The following is a 17,512-nucleotide window of genomic DNA, read 5'->3' as shown; positions in this document are numbered from 1 at the left end:
AGGAAATAAATGTATAAACTTCTACCATAAAGAATATAATATTTTTTGAAAAAATTATGCTAAATTTCACATTTTAAGAAGAAATGTCCAGATTTTAAGTCATTTCTGACGAGGAATTGAGAAGAGCAATGATTGAAAGCCACTTAGAAAATTATATGAAATCTATCAGAAAAATCTTTCTTCTAGGCCACTTTAAATGTATATTGTACAAATTATAGAATCTTTTCTGAGTATTTAGGGAGACAGCCTTGTCTTATTGACGGTACCTAGATTTTTTGTTATAGTCAACGAGGTAACAACTAGGAAGAAGGAGTTATTCACAAGTTGTGGATAAGTTTGGGGAGAGCAGGAGATTCAGCTAATATCCTAGAGGGTTCTTGATAATAGTACCGGAAACTAGTAACGAGCCAGCTTTCTAGTAGAAATCCTAGTGCAGTGGGGATTTGAGCAGGGTTTGCTGAAGGTGATAGGTTCAAAGTCAAAGAGCCGGAGTCTAGAAAAGCTAGTTTTTAGGCATGTTTTCTTATCCACAAGCTGTGGATAACTTTGTGAACAAGAGAAATAATCAGAGAAAGAGATACGAGATGATGATGAACATAAAACCTCATGGACCATTACCAAGTCAGGCCCAGCTAGTTTATTTAGAGGATGAACTAGCTGCCTTCATCCATTTTGGCCCCAATACCTTTTATGACCAGGAATGGGGAAGTGGGCAAGAGGATCCTATGCGTTTTAACCCGACCAAGTTGGATGCGCGTGAATGGGTTCGGGTACTCAAAGAAACGGGTTTTAAAAAGCTGATTTTGGTGGTTAAGCACCACGATGGTTTTGTCCTCTACCCGACAGATCACACAGATTATTCGATCAAGGCTAGTCCTTGGCGAGATGGAAAAGGGGACTTGCTCCTCGAAGTATCCCGAGCTGCAACTGAGTTTGACATGGATTTGGGAGTGTATTTGTCTCCTTGGGATGCCCACAGTTCCCTTTATCATGTGGACCGAGAAGGGGACTACAATGCCTATTATCTGGCTCAGTTGAAGGAAATATTATCAAATCCTGACTATGGGAATGCTGGTAAGTTCGCTGAGGTTTGGATGGATGGTGCTCGAGGCGAAGGGGCCCAGCAGGTCAACTATGAGTTTGAGACTTGGTTTGAAACCATTCGTGACTTGCAGGGCGATTGTTTGATTTTCTCAACTGAGGGAACTAGTATTCGCTGGATTGGCAATGAACGGGGCTATGCAAGGGATCCCTTGTGGCAAAAAGTCAAGCCCGACCAGTTGGGGACAGAGGCTGCATTGGATTACTTACAGCACGGAGACCCCTCTGGGACGCTATTTTCAATTGGTGAGGCAGATGTTTCTCTTCGCTCGGGCTGGTTTTACCATGAGGATCAGGATCCTAAATCTCTCGAGGAATTGGTCGAAATCTACTTTCACTCAGTAGGTCGGGGAACCCCTCTCTTGCTTAATATTCCGCCAAACCAAGATGGTCTCTTTGATGAAAGGGATATCCAGCGACTTTATGAATTTGCTGCCTATCGTGATGAGCTCTATAAAGAAGATCTGGCTCTGGGGAGCAAGGTGTCTGGACCGTCTCTCTCAGAAGACTTTACTTGTTGCCACCTGACAGATGGGAACGAGACCAGCTCTTGGGCAAGTGATGCAAAACTGCCAATTCAGTTAGAGATTGATTTAGGAATTCCTAAATCTTTTGATGTGATCGAGTTGAGGGAAGATTTGAAGCTAGGGCAACGTATCGCTGCTTTCCACGTTCAAGTAGAGTTGGATGGTGTCTGGCAGGAGTTTGGTTCGGGTCATACTGTTGGTTACAAACGCCTCTTACGAGGAGCAGTTGTTGAGGCACAGAAGATACGTGTAGTCATTACAGAATCACAGGCTTTACCTTTGTTGACCAAGATTTCACTCTATAAAACACCGACCTTGTCGAAAAAAGAAGTCGTTCAGCAACTAGAGTTTTCAGAAAAAAGCCTAGCTGTGACCAAGGGAGAAAAAGCCTATTTTACAGTCAAGCTCAGAGAATGTAGTGGTCCTTTAGAAGCTAAGATTTCGATTCAACCCGGGACGGGTGTGCATGGTGTCGCTTATCAGGACGAGATTCATGTCCTTCACTTTCAAGCTGGCGAGACTGAAAAAAGGCTGACGCTACCAACCTTGCATTTTGCAGGAGATAAAACCTTGGATTTCTATCTGAACCTAATGGTGGGTGGTCAGCTTGTGGATCAACTTCAAGTCCAAGTTTCATAAAAGAAGAACCTTTGCGCGGTGCAAAGGTTCTTTTGGTTATGAGTGATTTGGTAGCCAGCTGAGGGTGAAGGTCAGTTGCTCAGCTTTCAAGAGGTCTTGGTGTTGAATGCTAGATACAGGGGTCTTGTCCAATCGACACTCTTTGACAAAGTTAAAATGGCTGTGGTTTTGTTCAGCATGGATATCCAACCATTTATTTTCTTTGGCAAGGTAGACGCGGAGATGATTAAAGAGGGGAATTCCGAGGTCGTAGCTTGGTTTTCCTGGACAGGTCGGGTAGAATCCAAGAGCTGACCAGATGTACCAGGCAGAGAGACTGCCATTGTCCTCATCGCCAGGGTAGGCATCCCAGCTTGGTTTGAAGGCCTTCTGACGCAGCGTCTTGATGAGAAGGCTAGTATATTCAGGATAGTTACTGTAACGGAAGAGATAAGGGATGTGGAAGCTAGGTTGGTTGGAAATGGCGACTTGCCCAAAAGGAGCTGTAGCCATCTCGCTCATTTCATGAATCTCGTAACCATAGCCAGTCGTTTCAAAGAGAGGAGCATCCTGACAGGCTTTCAAAAGGTAGCGGCTAAAGTTTTCTTTTCCACCCATCAGTTGACGCAAACCTGGGATGTCATGTAAGACGCCTAAAGTCGCTTGAATAGCAGAACATTCGGCGTAGTCACGTCCCCAACTATAAGGAGAGAAGTCTGGTCGGAAGTTGCCTTGACTATCTCGCGTTCTCATGTAGCCGGTCTCGGCGTCAAAGAGATGGTGGTAATTCTGCGATGCGACCTTATAAGTCTGGGCGATGTCATTCTGACCAAGCTTTTCGGCACAGTTGGCGATACAAAAGTCGCTATAGGCATAGTCAAGGGTGTGACTGACACTTTCGTGGTGGTCGGTTGAAAGATAACCTAATTCTTGGTATTGAGCTAAACCGTGGCGACCGTTGATGCCAAGAGGATCGGACTTGGTGGCTGTTTTAAGCATGGCTTGGAGGAGTTCTTCTTCCAAGTCGGGGGCCATGTCCTTGCAGACGCTATCTGCGATAATGCCGTCTAAAAGAGTGCCGGGCATCATGCCACGTTCATCTGGAGCTAGCCATTTGGGAAGAAAACCAGTATCGCGGTAGCTATTGAGGAAACCTTCTAGAAAGCGGCGATAGTGTTCTGGTATGATAAGGGCAAAGAGGGGGAAGGTAGTGCGGAAGGTATCCCAGAAACCATTGTTGCTGAAGAGGACGCCGGGCTTGACAGTGCCAGTAGACAAATCCATGTGGATGGCCCGTCCTGACTCGTTCACCTCATAAAATGTCTGTGGGAAAAGGAAGAGTCTGTAGAGGCAGTGATCAAAAAAGGTCCGATCGGCTTTCCCTGTCTCCACGATATCAAAACGGTGGAGGAGATTTTCCCAGTCTGCTTGGGCACTTGCTTTACAGCTATCAAAGTCCGTTTGAGGTAGATTAAGCAACGCTTGAGAAGGAGAAATAAAAGAAGTTGCTAGCTGAATCTCAGCATGACTATCTGCCAGGTCAATTCGCCAGTCTCCACTTTCTTGGCTGATAGCAAGAATATCCGTATTCATTTGTAGGGCAGTGAAGAGTATCAACGGATTTTTATTTGTCTCTGTTTTGCCTTCTTGTCTTAGGGCCAGATTCCGCTTATCAACCTGCTCAACTGTTAGGTCATCTGCTGCGTGAAGGTAGAGGGAGAGAGCCTTGCCTTGCTTTTGCTCCAAACGAATAGAAGCACCATAGCAAGTCGGTGTGAGCTGTGTTTCAATCTGATAGCGCAGAGAAAAGAGCTTCAAATAGTGAGGCTGGAAGCGAGCTTTATCTATATCATAAGAAGACTGGCGGTGAAAGAGGCTGTCTCCACCTAGATGGCCTGCGACAGGTGTCAGAAGGAGCCAAGAGTAGTCGCCAATCCAAGGACTGGGCTGGTGGGTCAATCGAATCCCCTGAAAGACGGGCAGATGCGGATCGAAGAACCAAGCTCCCTCCTGGTCACTAGTCTGGGGCACAAAATAATTCATCCCAAAAGGCACGCCCGTGTATGGCAGGGTATTTCCCCGAGAGAAGGCATGCTTGCTGGCAGTGCCGAAGCGGGTATCGATGGTTTCAAGTAGTGGTTTCATAGTCTTTCCTTTAGCTGTTTTTCTACATTATATCAGAAAAATGAGACCTTTAGATACGGGGTTCGAAAGTAAGCAATTTTGTAGAAAAATGACTATCATTTGTGTATGTATTTTCTGTCTCAAAAACTATATACTGAACATGAAACTTGTTTGAAAGAGGTAAAATTTAAAATGGTTTATTCTAAAGAAATCGTCAGAGAGTGGCTAGATGAGGTAGCGGAGCGTGCTAAGGACCATCCGGAGTGGGTTGATGTGTTCGAACGTTGTTATACAGACACTTTGGATAATACAGTCGAAATCCTAGAAGACGGGTCAACCTTTGTACTGACAGGAGATATCCCAGCCATGTGGCTTCGGGACTCGACTGCTCAGCTTAGACCTTATCTTCATGTGGCAAAAAGAGACCCTCGTTTACGTCAGACCATTGCAGGTTTAGTCAAGCGTCAGATGACCTTGGTGCTCAAGGATCCCTATGCCAACTCCTTTAACATTGAGGAGAACTGGAAGGGTCACCATGAGACTGATCACACAGACCTTAACGGCTGGATTTGGGAACGCAAGTATGAGGTGGACTCGCTTTGCTATCCTTTGCAGTTGGCTTATCTCCTTTGGAAAGAAACTGGCGAAACCAGTCAGTTTGATGAAACTTTTGTCACAGCAACCAAGGAAATCCTTCATCTCTGGACGGTAGAGCAAGACCACAACAACTCTCCATATCGTTTTGTTCGGGATACAGACCGCAAGGAAGATACACTGGTAAATGATGGTTTTGGACCTGCCTTTGCCGTGACAGGAATGACCTGGTCAGCTTTTCGTCCGAGTGATGACTGCTGCCAGTATAGCTATTTGATTCCGTCAAATATGTTTGCCGTAGTCGTCTTGGGGTATGTGCAAGAAATCTTTGCAGAACTAGACCTAGCTGATAGCCAAAACATCATGGCAGACGCTAAACGCCTGCAAGCTGAAATCCAAGAAGGCATCGAAAATTACGCTTATACAACTAACAGCAAGGGTGAAAAGATTTATGCCTTTGAAGTGGATGGTCTAGGAAATGCTAGCATCATGGATGATCCAAACGTACCAAGTCTGCTGGCGGCGCCTTATCTGGGCTATTGCGATGTCAACGATGAAGTGTATCAAGCCACACGCCGTACCATTCTGAGTCCTGAAAATCCATACTTCTATCAAGGGAAATACGCTAGTGGTCTCGGAAGTTCTCATACCTTCTATCGCTATATCTGGCCCATTGCCCTCTCTATCCAAGGCTTGACAACAAATGATAAGGCAGAGAAAAAATTCTTGCTCGATCAGCTGGTTGCCTGCGATGGTGGAACAGGTGTCATGCACGAAAGCTTCCACGTTGACGATCCAACTCTCTACTCACGTGAATGGTTCTCTTGGGCCAACATGATGTTCTGTGAGTTAGTTTTGGATTACCTGGATATCCGCTAGTCAGTTCTTTAGTTAGATAGAAATAAAAATTTAAGTTAGAATGAGGTTTTACTTCATGGAAAATGTTGTTGTGCATATTATCTCACACAGTCACTGGGATCGTGAGTGGTACTTGCCTTTTGAAAGTCACCGTATGCAGTTGGTGGAATTATTTGACAATCTTTTTGATCTCTTTGAAAATGACCCTGAGTTCAAGAGTTTCCACTTGGATGGACAAACCATTGTCCTGGATGACTACTTGGAAATTCGCCCTGAAAATCGCGACAAAGTCCAACGTTACATTGACGAAGGCAAACTTAAAATTGGTCCCTTTTACATCTTGCAGGATGACTACTTGATTTCAAGTGAAGCCAACGTCCGCAATACCTTGATTGGTCAAGCTGAATGTGCAAAATGGGGCAAATCCACTCAGATTGGTTACTTCCCAGATACTTTTGGAAATATGGGGCAAGCTCCTCAAATCCTTCAAAAATCAGGCATTCATGTGGCAGCCTTTGGCCGTGGTGTGAAGCCGATTGGATTTGACAACCAAGTGCTCGAAGATGAGCAGTTCACTTCCCAGTTTTCAGAAATGTACTGGCAGGGTGCAGACGGAAGTCGTGTCCTCGGTATCCTCTTTGCCAACTGGTACAGTAATGGAAATGAAATTCCAGTGGATAAAGACGAGGCCTTGACCTTCTGGAAACAAAAATTGGCAGACGTGCGTGACTACGCTTCGACCAACCAATGGTTGATGATGAACGGATGTGACCACCAGCCTGTACAGCGAAATCTGAGTGAGGCCATTCGTGTAGCCAATGAACTTTTCCCAGACGTGACCTTTATTCACAGTTCTTTTGATGACTACATCCACGCAGTGGAAAGTGCTCTACCGGAGCAGCTATCAACGGTTACAGGTGAGTTGACCAGTCAAGAAACAGACGGTTGGTACACACTTGCTAATACGTCATCTTCTCGTATCTACCTTAAACAAGCCTTCCAAGAAAATAGCAACCTGCTAGAACAAGTAGTGGAACCATTGACTGTTATCACTGGCGGACATAACCACAAGGATCAGCTGACCTATGCTTGGAAAGTCCTTCTACAAAATGCGCCCCATGATAGTATCTGTGGCTGTAGTATTGACGAAGTTCATCGCGAGATGGAAACCCGTTTTGCCAAGGTTAACCAAGTCGGAAATTTTGTTAAGAGCAACCTTCTCAACGAGTGGAAGGGTAAAATTGCAACCCACGAAGCGCAAAGCGACCATCTCTTTACCGTCATCAACACCGGCTTGCATGACAAGGTTGACACTGTCAGCACAGTGATTGATGTGGCGACTTGTGATTTCAAAGAATTGCACCCAACAGAAGGCTATAAGAAGATGGCAGCCTTGACCTTGCCAAGCTACCGTGTCGAAGACTTGGAAGGCCATGCTGTAGAAGCGAAAATCGAAGATCTGGGAGCTAACTTTGAGTATGATTTGCCAAAAGACAAGTTCCGCCAGGCTCGTATCGCTCGCCAAGTGCGCGTGACAGTCCCTGTTCATCTGGCACCACTTTCTTGGACAACCTTCCAATTGCTTGAAGGAGAACAAGAACACCGTGACGGTATTTACCAAAATGGGGTGATTGATACGCCATTTGTAACGGTAAGTGTGGATGAAAACATCACAGTCTACGACAAGACAACTCATGAAGCTTATGAAGATGTTATTCGCTTTGAAGACCGTGGTGACATCGGAAATGAGTACATCTATTTCCAACCAAAAGGAACGGAACCTATCTACGCAGAACTCAAAGACTATGAAGTCTTGGAAAATACAGCACGTTTTGCTAAAATCTTGCTCAAACATGAATTGACAATTCCAGTAAGTGCAGATGAAAAACTGGATGCGGAACAAAGAGGCATCATCGAGTTTATGACGCGTGAAGCAGGGCGCTCAGAAGAATTGACAACCCTTCCTTTGGAAACAGAGATGACCGTCTTTGTTGACAATCCACAAATTCGTTTCAAGACTCGCTTTACCAATACTGCTAAGGACCACCGTATCCGTCTCTTGGTTAAGACTCATAACACGCGTCCAAGTAATGATTCTGAAAGCATCTATGAGGTAGTAACACGACCAAACAAACCAGCTGCTTCTTGGGAAAATCCTGAAAATCCACAACACCAACAAGCCTTTGTCAGCCTTTATGATGATGAAAAAGGGATAACGGTAGCCAATAAAGGATTACACGAGTATGAAATCCTTGGCGATGATACGATTGCAGTGACCATTCTTCGTGCCTCAGGTGAACTAGGTGACTGGGGTTACTTCCCAACGCCAGAGGCTCAGTGCTTGCGTGAGTTTGAAGTCGAGTTTGCGCTTGAATGCCACCAAGCACAAGAACGCTTCTCAGCTTTCCGTCGTGCCAAAGCCTTCCAAACACCATTCACTAGTCTTCAGGTCGCTAAACAAGAAGGAAGTGTTGCAGCAACTGGTAGCCTCTTGAGTCACGCGGCACTCAGTATACCACAAGTTTGCCCAACAGCCTTTAAAGTGGCGGAAAATGAAGAAGGATATGTCCTCCGTTACTACAATATGAGTCAAGAAAATGTGCGCATCTCAGAGCACCAACAAACTATTCTTGACTTACTTGAGCGACCATATCCAGTTCATTCAGGATTATTGGCTCCGCAAGAAATTCGCACAGAATTGATTAAAAAAGAAGAAATTTAATAGTTTTAAAGTATTCTATAACTAATACTATGAGATAGAAAGGAGGGGCGAAAGAGTAAGGATTAACTACTGATTCGCCCCTTTTTTGGTGAAAATATGACGATTGCAACCATTGATATCGGAGGGACTGGGATTAAGTTTGCCAGTCTGACTCCTGATGGAAAAATACTAGATAAGACAAGTACACCGACACCAGAAAATTTGGATGATTTACTGACTTGGCTAGACCAACGTCTGTCGGAGCAAGATTATAAGGGCATTGCCATGAGTGTTCCAGGCGCGGTCAATCAAGAAACAGGTGTGATTGAGGGAATCAGTGCTGTAGCTTACATCCATGGCTTTTCTTGGTATGAAGCTCTTACTCATCATCAGCTACCTGTCCATCTCGAAAATGATGCCAACTGTGTTGGACTGAGTGAATTGCTGGCTCACCCAGAGATTGAAAATGCAGCCTGTGTCGTGATTGGGACAGGGATTGGCGGAGCTATGATTATCAATGGGAAACTTCACCGAGGTCGCCACGGCTTAGGTGGTGAGTTTGGCTATATGACAACCATTGAACCAGCTGAAAAACTCAACAACTGGTCGCTACTGGCTTCTACAGGAAACATGGTCCGCTACGTAATTGAAAAATCTGGTCAGACTGACTGGGACGGTCGTAAGATTTACCAAGAAGCTGCAGCAGGGAATGCCCTTTGCCAAGAAGCCATTGAGCGTATGAACCGTAATCTGGCTCAAGGCTTGCTCAATATCCAGTATCTCATCGATCCAGATGTCATTAGTCTGGGAGGCTCTATTAGTCAGAATCTAGATTTTATCCAGGGTGTCAAACAAGCTGTCGATGCATTTGTCGAAACCTACGAAGAATACACGGTCGCACCAGTTATCCAAGCTTGCACCTATCATGCAGATGCCAATCTCTATGGTGCCCTTGTCAACTGGTTGCAGGAGGAAAACCAATGGTAATTTTTACAGGACTTAGTCCCAAACAAGAGCAAGCATTAGAGTTGCTTAAAAAGCACATTTCCCTACCAGATGTAGAGGTAGCAGTCGCTCAGTCTGATAAAGCCTCTATCTCTATCAAGGGTGAGGGAGGCCACTATCAACTAACTTATCGCAAACCGCACCAATTGTATCGCGCCTTGTCCTTGTTGGCAACAGCTCTAGCAGATGGTGATAAGGTAGAGATTGAAGAAAAGGCTGCTTACGAAGATTTGGCCTACATGGCAGACTGTTCGCGAAATGCAGTGCTAAATGTCGCTTCTGCCAAACAGATGATTGAAGTTCTGGCTCTCATGGGCTACTCAACTTTTGAGCTCTACATGGAAGACACTTATCAAATCGAGGGGCAACCCTACTTTGGTTATTTCCGTGGAGCCTATTCGGCTGAGGAGTTGCAGGAAATCGAAGCCTATGCCCAGCAGTTTGACATGACCTTTGTGCCTTGCATCCAGACCTTGGCCCACTTGTCAGCCTTCGTTAAATGGGGTGTCAAAGAAGTGCAAGAGCTCCGTGATGTAGAAGATATCCTCCTCATTGGCGAAGAAAAAGTTTACGACCTAATTGACGGCATGTTTGCTACTCTGTCTAAACTGCGGACTCGCAAGGTCAATATCGGGATGGACGAAGCCCACTTGGTTGGTTTGGGACGCTACCTCATTCTAAACGGTGTTGTGGACCGTAGTCTCCTCATGTGCCAACACTTGGAGCGCGTGCTGGATATTGCCGATAAGTATGGTTTCCACTGCCAAATGTGGAGCGATATGTTTTTTAAACTCATGTCAGCAGATGGCCAGTACGACCGTGATGTGGAAATTCCTGAGGAAACTCGCGTTTATTTAGACCGTCTCAAAGACCGTGTGACCTTGGTTTACTGGGATTATTACCAGGATAGCGAAGAAAAATACAACCGTAACTTCCGCAATCACCACAAGATTAGCCAAGATATCGCCTTTGCAGGTGGGGCCTGGAAATGGATTGGTTTTACGCCTCACAACCATTTCAGTCGTCTAGTAGCTATTGAGGCCAACAAAGCCTGCCGTGCCAATGACATCAAAGAAGTCATCGTGACTGGTTGGGGAGATAATGGCGGTGAGACAGCTCAGTTTTCTATCCTACCAAGCTTGCAAATCTGGGCAGAACTCAGCTATCGCAATGACCTAGACCGCTTGTCTGTACACTTCAAAACCAATACTGGTCTATCTGTTGAGGACTTTATGCAGATTGACCTAGCCAACCTCTTGCCAGATCTACCAGACAATCTCAGTGGTATCAATCCCAACCGCTATGTCTTTTATCAGGATGTTCTCTGTCCGACCCTTGACCGACACATGACACCTGAACAAGACAAACCTCACTTTGCTCATGCTGTGGAGACTCTTTCTGAAATCAAAGGAAAAGCAGGAATTTACGCTTATCTCTTTGAAACACAGGCTCAGTTGAACCAGATTTTAAGCTCTAAAGTTGATGTGGGGCGTCGACTTCGTCAGGCTTACAAAGCCGGTGACAAAGTCATTTTGCAGCAAATCGCCATAGAAGAATTACCAAAACTCAGAAGTGAGATTGAAACTTTCCACAAACTCTTTAGCCACCAATGGTTGAAAGAAAACAAGGTCTTTGGCTTGGATACAGTGGATATCCGTATGGGCGGACTCTTACAACGCATCAAGCGAGCAGAAAGTCGTATCGAGGCTTATCTGGCAGGTCAAATTGACCGCGTCGAAGAATTAGAGGTCGAAATCCTTCCATTTAACGATTTTTATGGAGACAAGGACTTTGCGGCCACAACAGCCAACCAGTGGCACACCATTGCGACAGCTTCGACGATTTATACGACCTAAAAACACCCTGTCTGTGGCAAAGGGTTTCTCGTGAAACCTATTTCTTATAAAAAACTTCTCCACATAAAATAATTTGTGGAGTTTTTTCTATAATTAGTAGTTTAAACTAGCCTCCAAATAGGAGTATACTAATAATGTAATCGTTATCAAACCTAAAAATTCGATGAAATCAGTTTTTAGGAATAAAATGGGAGGAAATTATGAAAAAGTTTTCAAAGACCTTGAGAGATAACTGGATTTTTCTCTTGATGGTTTTACCAGGGGCACTTTGGTTGATTCTATTCTTCTACATCCCAGTATTTGGAAATGTGGTCGCCTTCAAAGACTACCATATGAGTGGTGAAGGATTTATCCACAGTATCATGAATAGTAAGTGGGTCGGCCTCGATAACTTTAAGTTCTTGTTTAGTTCTAAAGATGCCTTTATCATTACCCGAAATACCGTCCTTTACAACCTTGGATTCATCTTTATTGGTTTGATTGTGTCGGTTGGAATTGCCATCATCCTCAGCGAGCTCCGCTCTAAGAGAATGGTTAAAATTTTCCAAACGTCTATGTTGTTCCCTTACTTCTTGTCATGGGTTATCATCAGTTTCTTTACAGATGCATTCCTAAACATCGACAAAGGGGTGATCAACCGTTTCTTGGAAACCATTGGATTGAAGGAAATTAACTTCTATGCAGACTTGGGTATCTGGCCATATCTTCTCCTTTTCCTAGGTATCTGGAAAGGCTTCGGATATAGCAGTGTCATGTACTATGCGACTATCATGGGAATTGACCCTACCTACTATGAAGCAGCAACAGTGGACGGGGCTAGCAAGTGGCAACGGATTCGCAATGTAACGATTCCACAGTTGACACCGCTGATAACTGTTTTGACCATCCTTGCAGTCGGAAACATCTTCCGTGCAGACTTCGGTCTTTTCTACCAAATCCCTCACAATGCTGGTCAGCTCTACAATGTAACCAATGTACTAGACGTCTATGTCTATAATGGTTTAACTCAGACAGCGGACATTGGTATGGCGTCAGCAGCTGGTCTTTATCAGTCCGTTGTCGGTTTGATACTGGTTATCCTATCAAACTTGCTTGCAAGACGAGTGGATCCAAATTCAGCACTATTCTAGAAAGGAGGAAAGCATGGCGGAAAAAATTAAAAAAGCAAAAATTGATAATGTCGGCATTCACTCCTTCAGTAAGAAGGCAGATATCTTCTTCAGTATTATTTCTGGATTGATTGCTCTCTCTTGTATCTTGCCCTTTATTTTTGTCATCATGATTTCCATCACAGATGAAAAGAGCATCCTTCAACATGGATATAGCTTTTTCCCATCACAGTTTGGATTAGATGGCTTCGAGTTTTTAGCTCAGTTTAAAGATAAGATATTACAAGCGCTCTTTATCTCAGTATTTGTAACAGTAGTCGGAACCTTGACAAACGTCTTTATCACCACAACTTATGCCTACGCCATTTCACGGACAACCTTTAAGTACCGCAGATTCTTTACGATTTTCGTCCTACTTAGTATGTTGTTCAACGCCGGTTTGGTACCAGGTTATATCGTGGTAACTCGTTTGCTTCAACTGGGTGACACAGTTTGGGCCTTGATTGTTCCAATGCTTCTCTCACCATTTAACATCATCTTGATGCGTTCCTTCTTCAAGAAGACCATTCCAGAAGCCATTCTCGAGTCCGCTCGTATCGATGGTGCTAGTGAAGCCCGGATCTTCTTCCAAATCTGTTTACCATTGTCGCTACCGGGTATCGCAACCATCACGCTGTTGACAGCTCTTGGTTTCTGGAACGACTGGTTCAACGCCCTTCTTTACATCAAGAGTGACAACTTGTATCCATTACAGTATTTGCTCATGCAAATCCAACAAAATATGGACTACATTGCCAAAGCAGTCGGCCTTTCTGGTCAACTGGGAGTCGCTCTTCCAAAGGAAACAGGACGTATGGCCATGGTTGTGGTTGCAACACTTCCGATTGCAATTCTGTATCCATTCTTCCAACGCTACTTTGTAAAAGGTTTGACCATCGGTGGTGTGAAAGAATAGGACTTGCTGAGAAACACCGTTTCTCTCTTCCCAACTTCATCTTAGTGGCTGAAGTTAAAATCATTAAATCGTTTATAAGTTTAAAAATAAAAAAAGGAGTTTTTATCATGAAAAACTGGAAAAAATATGCTTTCGCATCTGCTAGCGTAGTAGCTTTGGCTGCAAGTCTTGCTGCTTGTGGGAACCTTTCAGGTAACAATAAAAAAGCTGCTGACTCAGCTTCAGGTGATAAGACTGTTATCAAAATGTACCAAATCGGTGATAAACCAGATAACTTGGATGAATTGCTAGAAAATGCAAACAAAATCATCGGAGAAAAAGTTGGTGCTAAATTGGATATCCAATACCTTGGATGGGGTGACTACGGTAAGAAAATGTCCGTTATCACATCATCAGGTGAAAACTACGATATCGCTTTTGCAGATAACTACATCGTAAACGCGCAAAAAGGTGCTTATGCAGACTTGACAGAATTGTACAAGAAAGAAGGAGCAGAGCTTTACAAAGCACTTGACCCTGCTTACATCAAAGGGAACACTGTAAACGGCAAGATCTACGCTGTTCCAGTTGCAGCTAACGTTGCATCTTCACAAAACTTTGCCTTCAACGGAACTCTTCTTGCTAAATACGGTATCGACATTTCAGGTGTAAATTCATACGAAACACTTGAACCAGTCTTGAAACAAATCAAAGAAAAAGCTCCAGATGTAGTACCATTTGCAGTTACTAAGAACTTCATCCCTTCTGAAAACTTTGACTACCCAGTAGCAAACGGACTTCCATTCGTTATCGACCTTGAAGGGGATACTACTAAGATCGTAAACCGTTACGACGTTCCTCGTTTCAAAGAACACTTGAAGACTCTTCACAAATTCTACGAAGCAGGATACATTCCAAAAGACGTAGCAACAAGCGACACTTCATTTGACCTTCAACAAGACACTTGGTTCGTTCGTGAAGAAACAGTAGGACCAGCTGACTACGGTAACAGCTTGCTCTCTCGTGTAGCTAACAAAGACATCCAAATCAAACCATTCACTAACTTCATCAAGAAAAACCAAACAACTCAAGTTGCTAACTTTGTTATCTCAAACAACTCTAAGAACAAAGAAAAATCAATGGAAGTCTTGAACCTCTTGAACACTAACCCTGAACTCTTGAACGGACTTGTTTACGGTCCAGAAGGCAAGAACTGGGAGAAAATTGAAGGTAAAGAAAACCGTGTTCGTGTCCTTGAAGGATACAAAGGAAACACTCACATGGGTGGATGGAACACTGGTAACAACTGGATCCTTTACATCAACGAAAACGTTACAGACCAACAAATCGAAGATTCTAAGAAACAATTGGCAGAAGCTAAAGAATCTCCAGCACTTGGATTCATCTTTAACACTGATAGCGTGAAATCAGAAATCTCTGCAATCACTAACACAATGCAACAATTCGATACAGCTATCAACACTGGTACTGTAGACCCAGATAAAGCTATTCCAGAATTGATGGAAAAATTGAAATCTGAAGGTGCATACCAAAAAGTATTGGATGAAATGCAAAAACAATACGACGAATTCTTGAAAAGCAAAAAATCATAAGACAAATTGATTTCGTGTATTCATTCCTAATTCCTAAAAATGTAATCACTGCCTTCCCTAGTTTTCTAGGGGAGGTAGTGATTTTTTGAGACAAAGACATAGATATTCCTGTTTTCCCATTTCCCTTATTTTAACCATTCAGGAAAGCTCAAGCACTATTTAGGATTTGGAGTAAGGATTTGGGGGAATATAGCTTATATTAGAGATGTCTCGAGTTTACAAAGGAGAATTCACATGAAAAAGTATCAGCTTCTACTTAAAATAAGTGCAGTCTTGTCTTACTTATTTTTCGTATTTGGCCTTTCTCAGCTAACGCTTATCGTCCAAAATTATTGGCAATTTTCTTCTCAGGTAGGAAATTTTTTCTGGATTCGAAATATCTTGAGTTTGCTATTTAGCGGAGTCATGATTTGGATTCTGGTTAAGACAGGCCATGGCTATCTTTTTCACATTCCAAGAAAAAAATGGCTTTGGTATTCGATTTTGACAGTATTAGTGGCAGTGCTCCATATTTCTTTTAACGTTCAGACAGCTAAACATGTTCAGTCAACTGCTGAAGGTTGGGCCGTATTGATTGGTTATAGTGAAACCAATTTTGCTGAGCTAGGCATCTATATAACTCTGTTTTTTCTAGTGCCACTGATGGAAGAATTGATCTATAGGGGTTTGTTGCAACATGCTTTCTTTAAACATTCGCGATTTGGCCTTGATTTGCTTCTTCCTTCCATTTTGTTTGCTCTTCCTCATTTTTCAAGTCTGCCTAGTCTGTTAGATATTTTCGTTTTTACAACATTTGGAATCATTTTTGCTGGTTTGACCCGCTATACCAAGAGCATTTATCCATCCTATGTGGTGCATGTGATTAATAATATTGTAGCGACCCTACCATTTCTGCTGACTTTTTTACATAGGGTGTTTGGGTAAATACTGGCGCGAGAGTAAGAATTATAGTTTTTCAATTTAAGGAGGAAAATGAGAATGACACCATTAAAATGGTTTGTAGGAGGAAGCGAAAGGCGTTGTGAAGCAATGACTATCATAGATCATCTACTGGAAGATATAAAGGCTGCGCCTCAACTAACTCCCTTGAAAAATCAGTTAGTGAGTTATAAAAGACGATTAGAGGACGATGGGACCTCTACTCCGTTTATATTGAGTCAAATGAACGTTGACGTCTCACGTGTGTTGATTGATAATAAGTTGATTTTGTCAGAAAGTCAAGCCGAGCAGATCAAAAAATTGAGAGAATTATCTGCTATTCGCTATGGCTACTAATGAAATGCAGGAATGAGCCTCCCTCTACAATTTCCGGTCAAATAAATTGCATTCGTTTTCCCAAGTGGGTATACTAGTATAGTTGAATGAAAAATTCTGAAAATTTAAGAATAGAAAAGAGAACAAATCTTATGGCAAAAGATATTCGTGTCTTACTTTACTACCTTTATACTCCAATTGAAAACGCAGAGCAATTTGCGGCAGATCACTTGGCTTTCTGTAAATCAATCGGTCTTAAAGGCCGTATCCTAGTCGCCGATGAAGGAATTAACGGAACAGTTTCAGGTGACTACGAAACAACTCAAAAATATATGGACTACGTTCACAGCCTCCCAGGCATGGAAGACCTCTGGTTCAAGATTGACGAAGAAAATGAACAAGCCTTCAAGAAGATGTTTGTTCGCTACAAGAAAGAGATTGTCCACCTTGGTTTGGAAGACAACGATTTTGACAACGATATCAACCCACTTGAAACAACAGGTGCTTACTTGTCTCCAAAAGAGTTCAAAGAAGCCCTTCTTGACGAAGATACAGTGGTTCTTGACACACGTAACGATTATGAGTACGACCTAGGACATTTCCGTGGGGCTATCCGCCCAGACATCCGCAACTTCCGTGAGTTGCCACAATGGGTCCGTGATAACAAGGAAAAATTCATGGACAAACGTGTCGTGGTTTACTGTACAGGTGGAGTTCGCTGTGAGAAATTCTCAGGCTGGATGGTGCGTGAAGGCTACAAAGATGTTGGCCAATTGCACGGAGGAATCGCAACTTACGGTAAAGACCCAGAAGTCCAAGGTGAACTTTGGGATGGGAAAATGTACGTCTTTGACGAGCGTATCGCCGTTGATGTCAACCATGTCAACCCAACTATCGTAGGGAAAGACTGGTTTGATGGAACCCCATGTGAACGTTATGTCAACTGTGGAAATCCCTTCTGTAACCGTCGTATCCTAACATCAGAAGAAAATGAAGATAAGTACCTTCGTGGATGCTCACACGAGTGCCGTGTTCACCCACGTAACCGCTATGTTTCAGAAAATGAATTGACACAAGCTGAAGTGATCGAGCGCCTAGCTGCTATCGGTGAAAGCTTGGATCAAGTCGCTACAGTATAAAGTAAACAGCCTTCAGGGGCTGTTTTTCTATGCTTTTTATCTAAAAATCTAAAGTTTGTTTCTGTATCTTTCAGGAAAA

12 protein-coding genes are annotated in these 17,512 nt (G+C 43.4%); 11 read left to right on the top strand and 1 reads right to left on the bottom strand.

Translation table 11 applies throughout. The annotated features are described in order from the left end of the window. Window positions 1–587: 587 nt before the first annotated feature. Window positions 588–2,267 carry an alpha-L-fucosidase gene (locus tag FGK98_RS09525; protein ID WP_171011154.1) on the top strand — a complete coding sequence of 560 codons (1,680 nt, stop codon included), beginning with the start codon at window positions 588–590 and terminating at the stop codon, window positions 2,265–2,267. Between the two features lie 36 nt (window positions 2,268–2,303). Here the strand turns inward: FGK98_RS09525 and FGK98_RS09520 are convergent, their stop codons facing one another. After that, a complete protein-coding gene (locus FGK98_RS09520; RefSeq protein ID WP_138100959.1) occupies window positions 2,304–4,391 on the bottom strand; it encodes a GH92 family glycosyl hydrolase in 2,088 nt (695 codons plus the stop codon). 171 nt (window positions 4,392–4,562) lie between these two features. Here FGK98_RS09520 and FGK98_RS09515 point away from each other — a divergent pair, with 171 nt between their 5' ends. The 10 genes from FGK98_RS09515 (at window position 4,563) to trhO (ending at window position 17,433) form a co-directional block, all read left to right on the top strand. Further along, the gene (locus FGK98_RS09515; protein WP_138100958.1) at window positions 4,563–5,843 is read left to right on the top strand and encodes a glycoside hydrolase family 125 protein; all 1,281 of its coding nucleotides are present in this window, start codon (window positions 4,563–4,565) and stop codon (window positions 5,841–5,843) included. Window positions 5,844–5,898: 55 nt separating this feature from the next. Further along, window positions 5,899–8,544: an alpha-mannosidase gene (locus FGK98_RS09510; protein ID WP_138100957.1), complete on the top strand. Its 2,646-nt coding sequence runs from the start codon at window positions 5,899–5,901 to the stop codon at window positions 8,542–8,544. Between the two features lie 96 nt (window positions 8,545–8,640). Then, entirely contained in the window at window positions 8,641–9,510 is an 870-nt protein-coding gene (locus FGK98_RS09505) for an ROK family protein (protein ID WP_138100956.1), read from the top strand. Continuing rightward, window positions 9,504–11,384 (top strand): beta-N-acetylhexosaminidase, encoded by a 1,881-nt coding sequence (locus tag FGK98_RS09500; RefSeq protein WP_138100955.1) that lies wholly within the window; start codon window positions 9,504–9,506, stop codon window positions 11,382–11,384. The genes FGK98_RS09505 and FGK98_RS09500 overlap by 7 nt, the downstream gene beginning before the upstream one ends. A 200-nt stretch (window positions 11,385–11,584) precedes the next feature. Beyond that, window positions 11,585–12,514, top strand: a complete 930-nt coding sequence (locus tag FGK98_RS09495) for an ABC transporter permease (RefSeq protein ID WP_138100954.1) — start codon at window positions 11,585–11,587, stop codon at window positions 12,512–12,514. A 13-nt stretch (window positions 12,515–12,527) separates the two neighbouring features. Beyond that, the gene (locus FGK98_RS09490) at window positions 12,528–13,448 is read left to right on the top strand and encodes a carbohydrate ABC transporter permease (protein ID WP_000818290.1); all 921 of its coding nucleotides are present in this window, start codon (window positions 12,528–12,530) and stop codon (window positions 13,446–13,448) included. 107 nt (window positions 13,449–13,555) lie between these two features. Continuing rightward, a complete protein-coding gene (locus tag FGK98_RS09485; RefSeq protein WP_138100953.1) occupies window positions 13,556–15,040 on the top strand; it encodes an ABC transporter substrate-binding protein in 1,485 nt (494 codons plus the stop codon). Between the two features lie 234 nt (window positions 15,041–15,274). Further along, window positions 15,275–15,964 carry a CPBP family intramembrane glutamic endopeptidase gene (locus tag FGK98_RS09480; protein WP_138100952.1) on the top strand — a complete coding sequence of 230 codons (690 nt, stop codon included), beginning with the start codon at window positions 15,275–15,277 and terminating at the stop codon, window positions 15,962–15,964. A 54-nt stretch (window positions 15,965–16,018) separates the two neighbouring features. Then, window positions 16,019–16,315: a bacteriocin immunity protein gene (locus FGK98_RS09475; RefSeq protein WP_171011139.1), complete on the top strand. Its 297-nt coding sequence runs from the start codon at window positions 16,019–16,021 to the stop codon at window positions 16,313–16,315. A gap of 131 nt (window positions 16,316–16,446) precedes the next feature. After that, on the top strand, window positions 16,447–17,433 hold the full coding sequence (trhO, locus tag FGK98_RS09470) for an oxygen-dependent tRNA uridine(34) hydroxylase TrhO (protein ID WP_001030012.1): 987 nt from the start codon (window positions 16,447–16,449) through the stop codon (window positions 17,431–17,433). Window positions 17,434–17,512: the final 79 nt, after the last annotated feature.

This window comes from Streptococcus australis, from assembly GCF_901543175.1.
Lineage (GTDB): Bacteria > Bacillota > Bacilli > Lactobacillales > Streptococcaceae > Streptococcus > Streptococcus australis_A.
This window is presented reverse-complemented; position numbering and strand designations above follow the sequence as displayed.

Excerpts from the sequence above, each read along its gene's own strand:
- FGK98_RS09525 (WP_171011154.1), top strand. The coding sequence starts at position 588 with ATGATGAACATAAAACCTCATGGACCATTACCAAGTCAGGCCCAGCTA.
- FGK98_RS09520 (WP_138100959.1), bottom strand. The coding sequence starts at position 4,391 with ATGAAACCACTACTTGAAACCATCGATACCCGCTTCGGCACTGCCAGC.
- FGK98_RS09515 (WP_138100958.1), top strand. The coding sequence starts at position 4,563 with ATGGTTTATTCTAAAGAAATCGTCAGAGAGTGGCTAGATGAGGTAGCG.
- FGK98_RS09510 (WP_138100957.1), top strand. The coding sequence starts at position 5,899 with ATGGAAAATGTTGTTGTGCATATTATCTCACACAGTCACTGGGATCGT.
- FGK98_RS09505 (WP_138100956.1), top strand. The coding sequence starts at position 8,641 with ATGACGATTGCAACCATTGATATCGGAGGGACTGGGATTAAGTTTGCC.
- FGK98_RS09500 (WP_138100955.1), top strand. The coding sequence starts at position 9,504 with ATGGTAATTTTTACAGGACTTAGTCCCAAACAAGAGCAAGCATTAGAG.
- FGK98_RS09495 (WP_138100954.1), top strand. The coding sequence starts at position 11,585 with ATGAAAAAGTTTTCAAAGACCTTGAGAGATAACTGGATTTTTCTCTTG.
- FGK98_RS09490 (WP_000818290.1), top strand. The coding sequence starts at position 12,528 with ATGGCGGAAAAAATTAAAAAAGCAAAAATTGATAATGTCGGCATTCAC.
- FGK98_RS09485 (WP_138100953.1), top strand. The coding sequence starts at position 13,556 with ATGAAAAACTGGAAAAAATATGCTTTCGCATCTGCTAGCGTAGTAGCT.
- FGK98_RS09480 (WP_138100952.1), top strand. The coding sequence starts at position 15,275 with ATGAAAAAGTATCAGCTTCTACTTAAAATAAGTGCAGTCTTGTCTTAC.
- FGK98_RS09475 (WP_171011139.1), top strand. The coding sequence starts at position 16,019 with ATGACACCATTAAAATGGTTTGTAGGAGGAAGCGAAAGGCGTTGTGAA.
- trhO (WP_001030012.1), top strand. The coding sequence starts at position 16,447 with ATGGCAAAAGATATTCGTGTCTTACTTTACTACCTTTATACTCCAATT.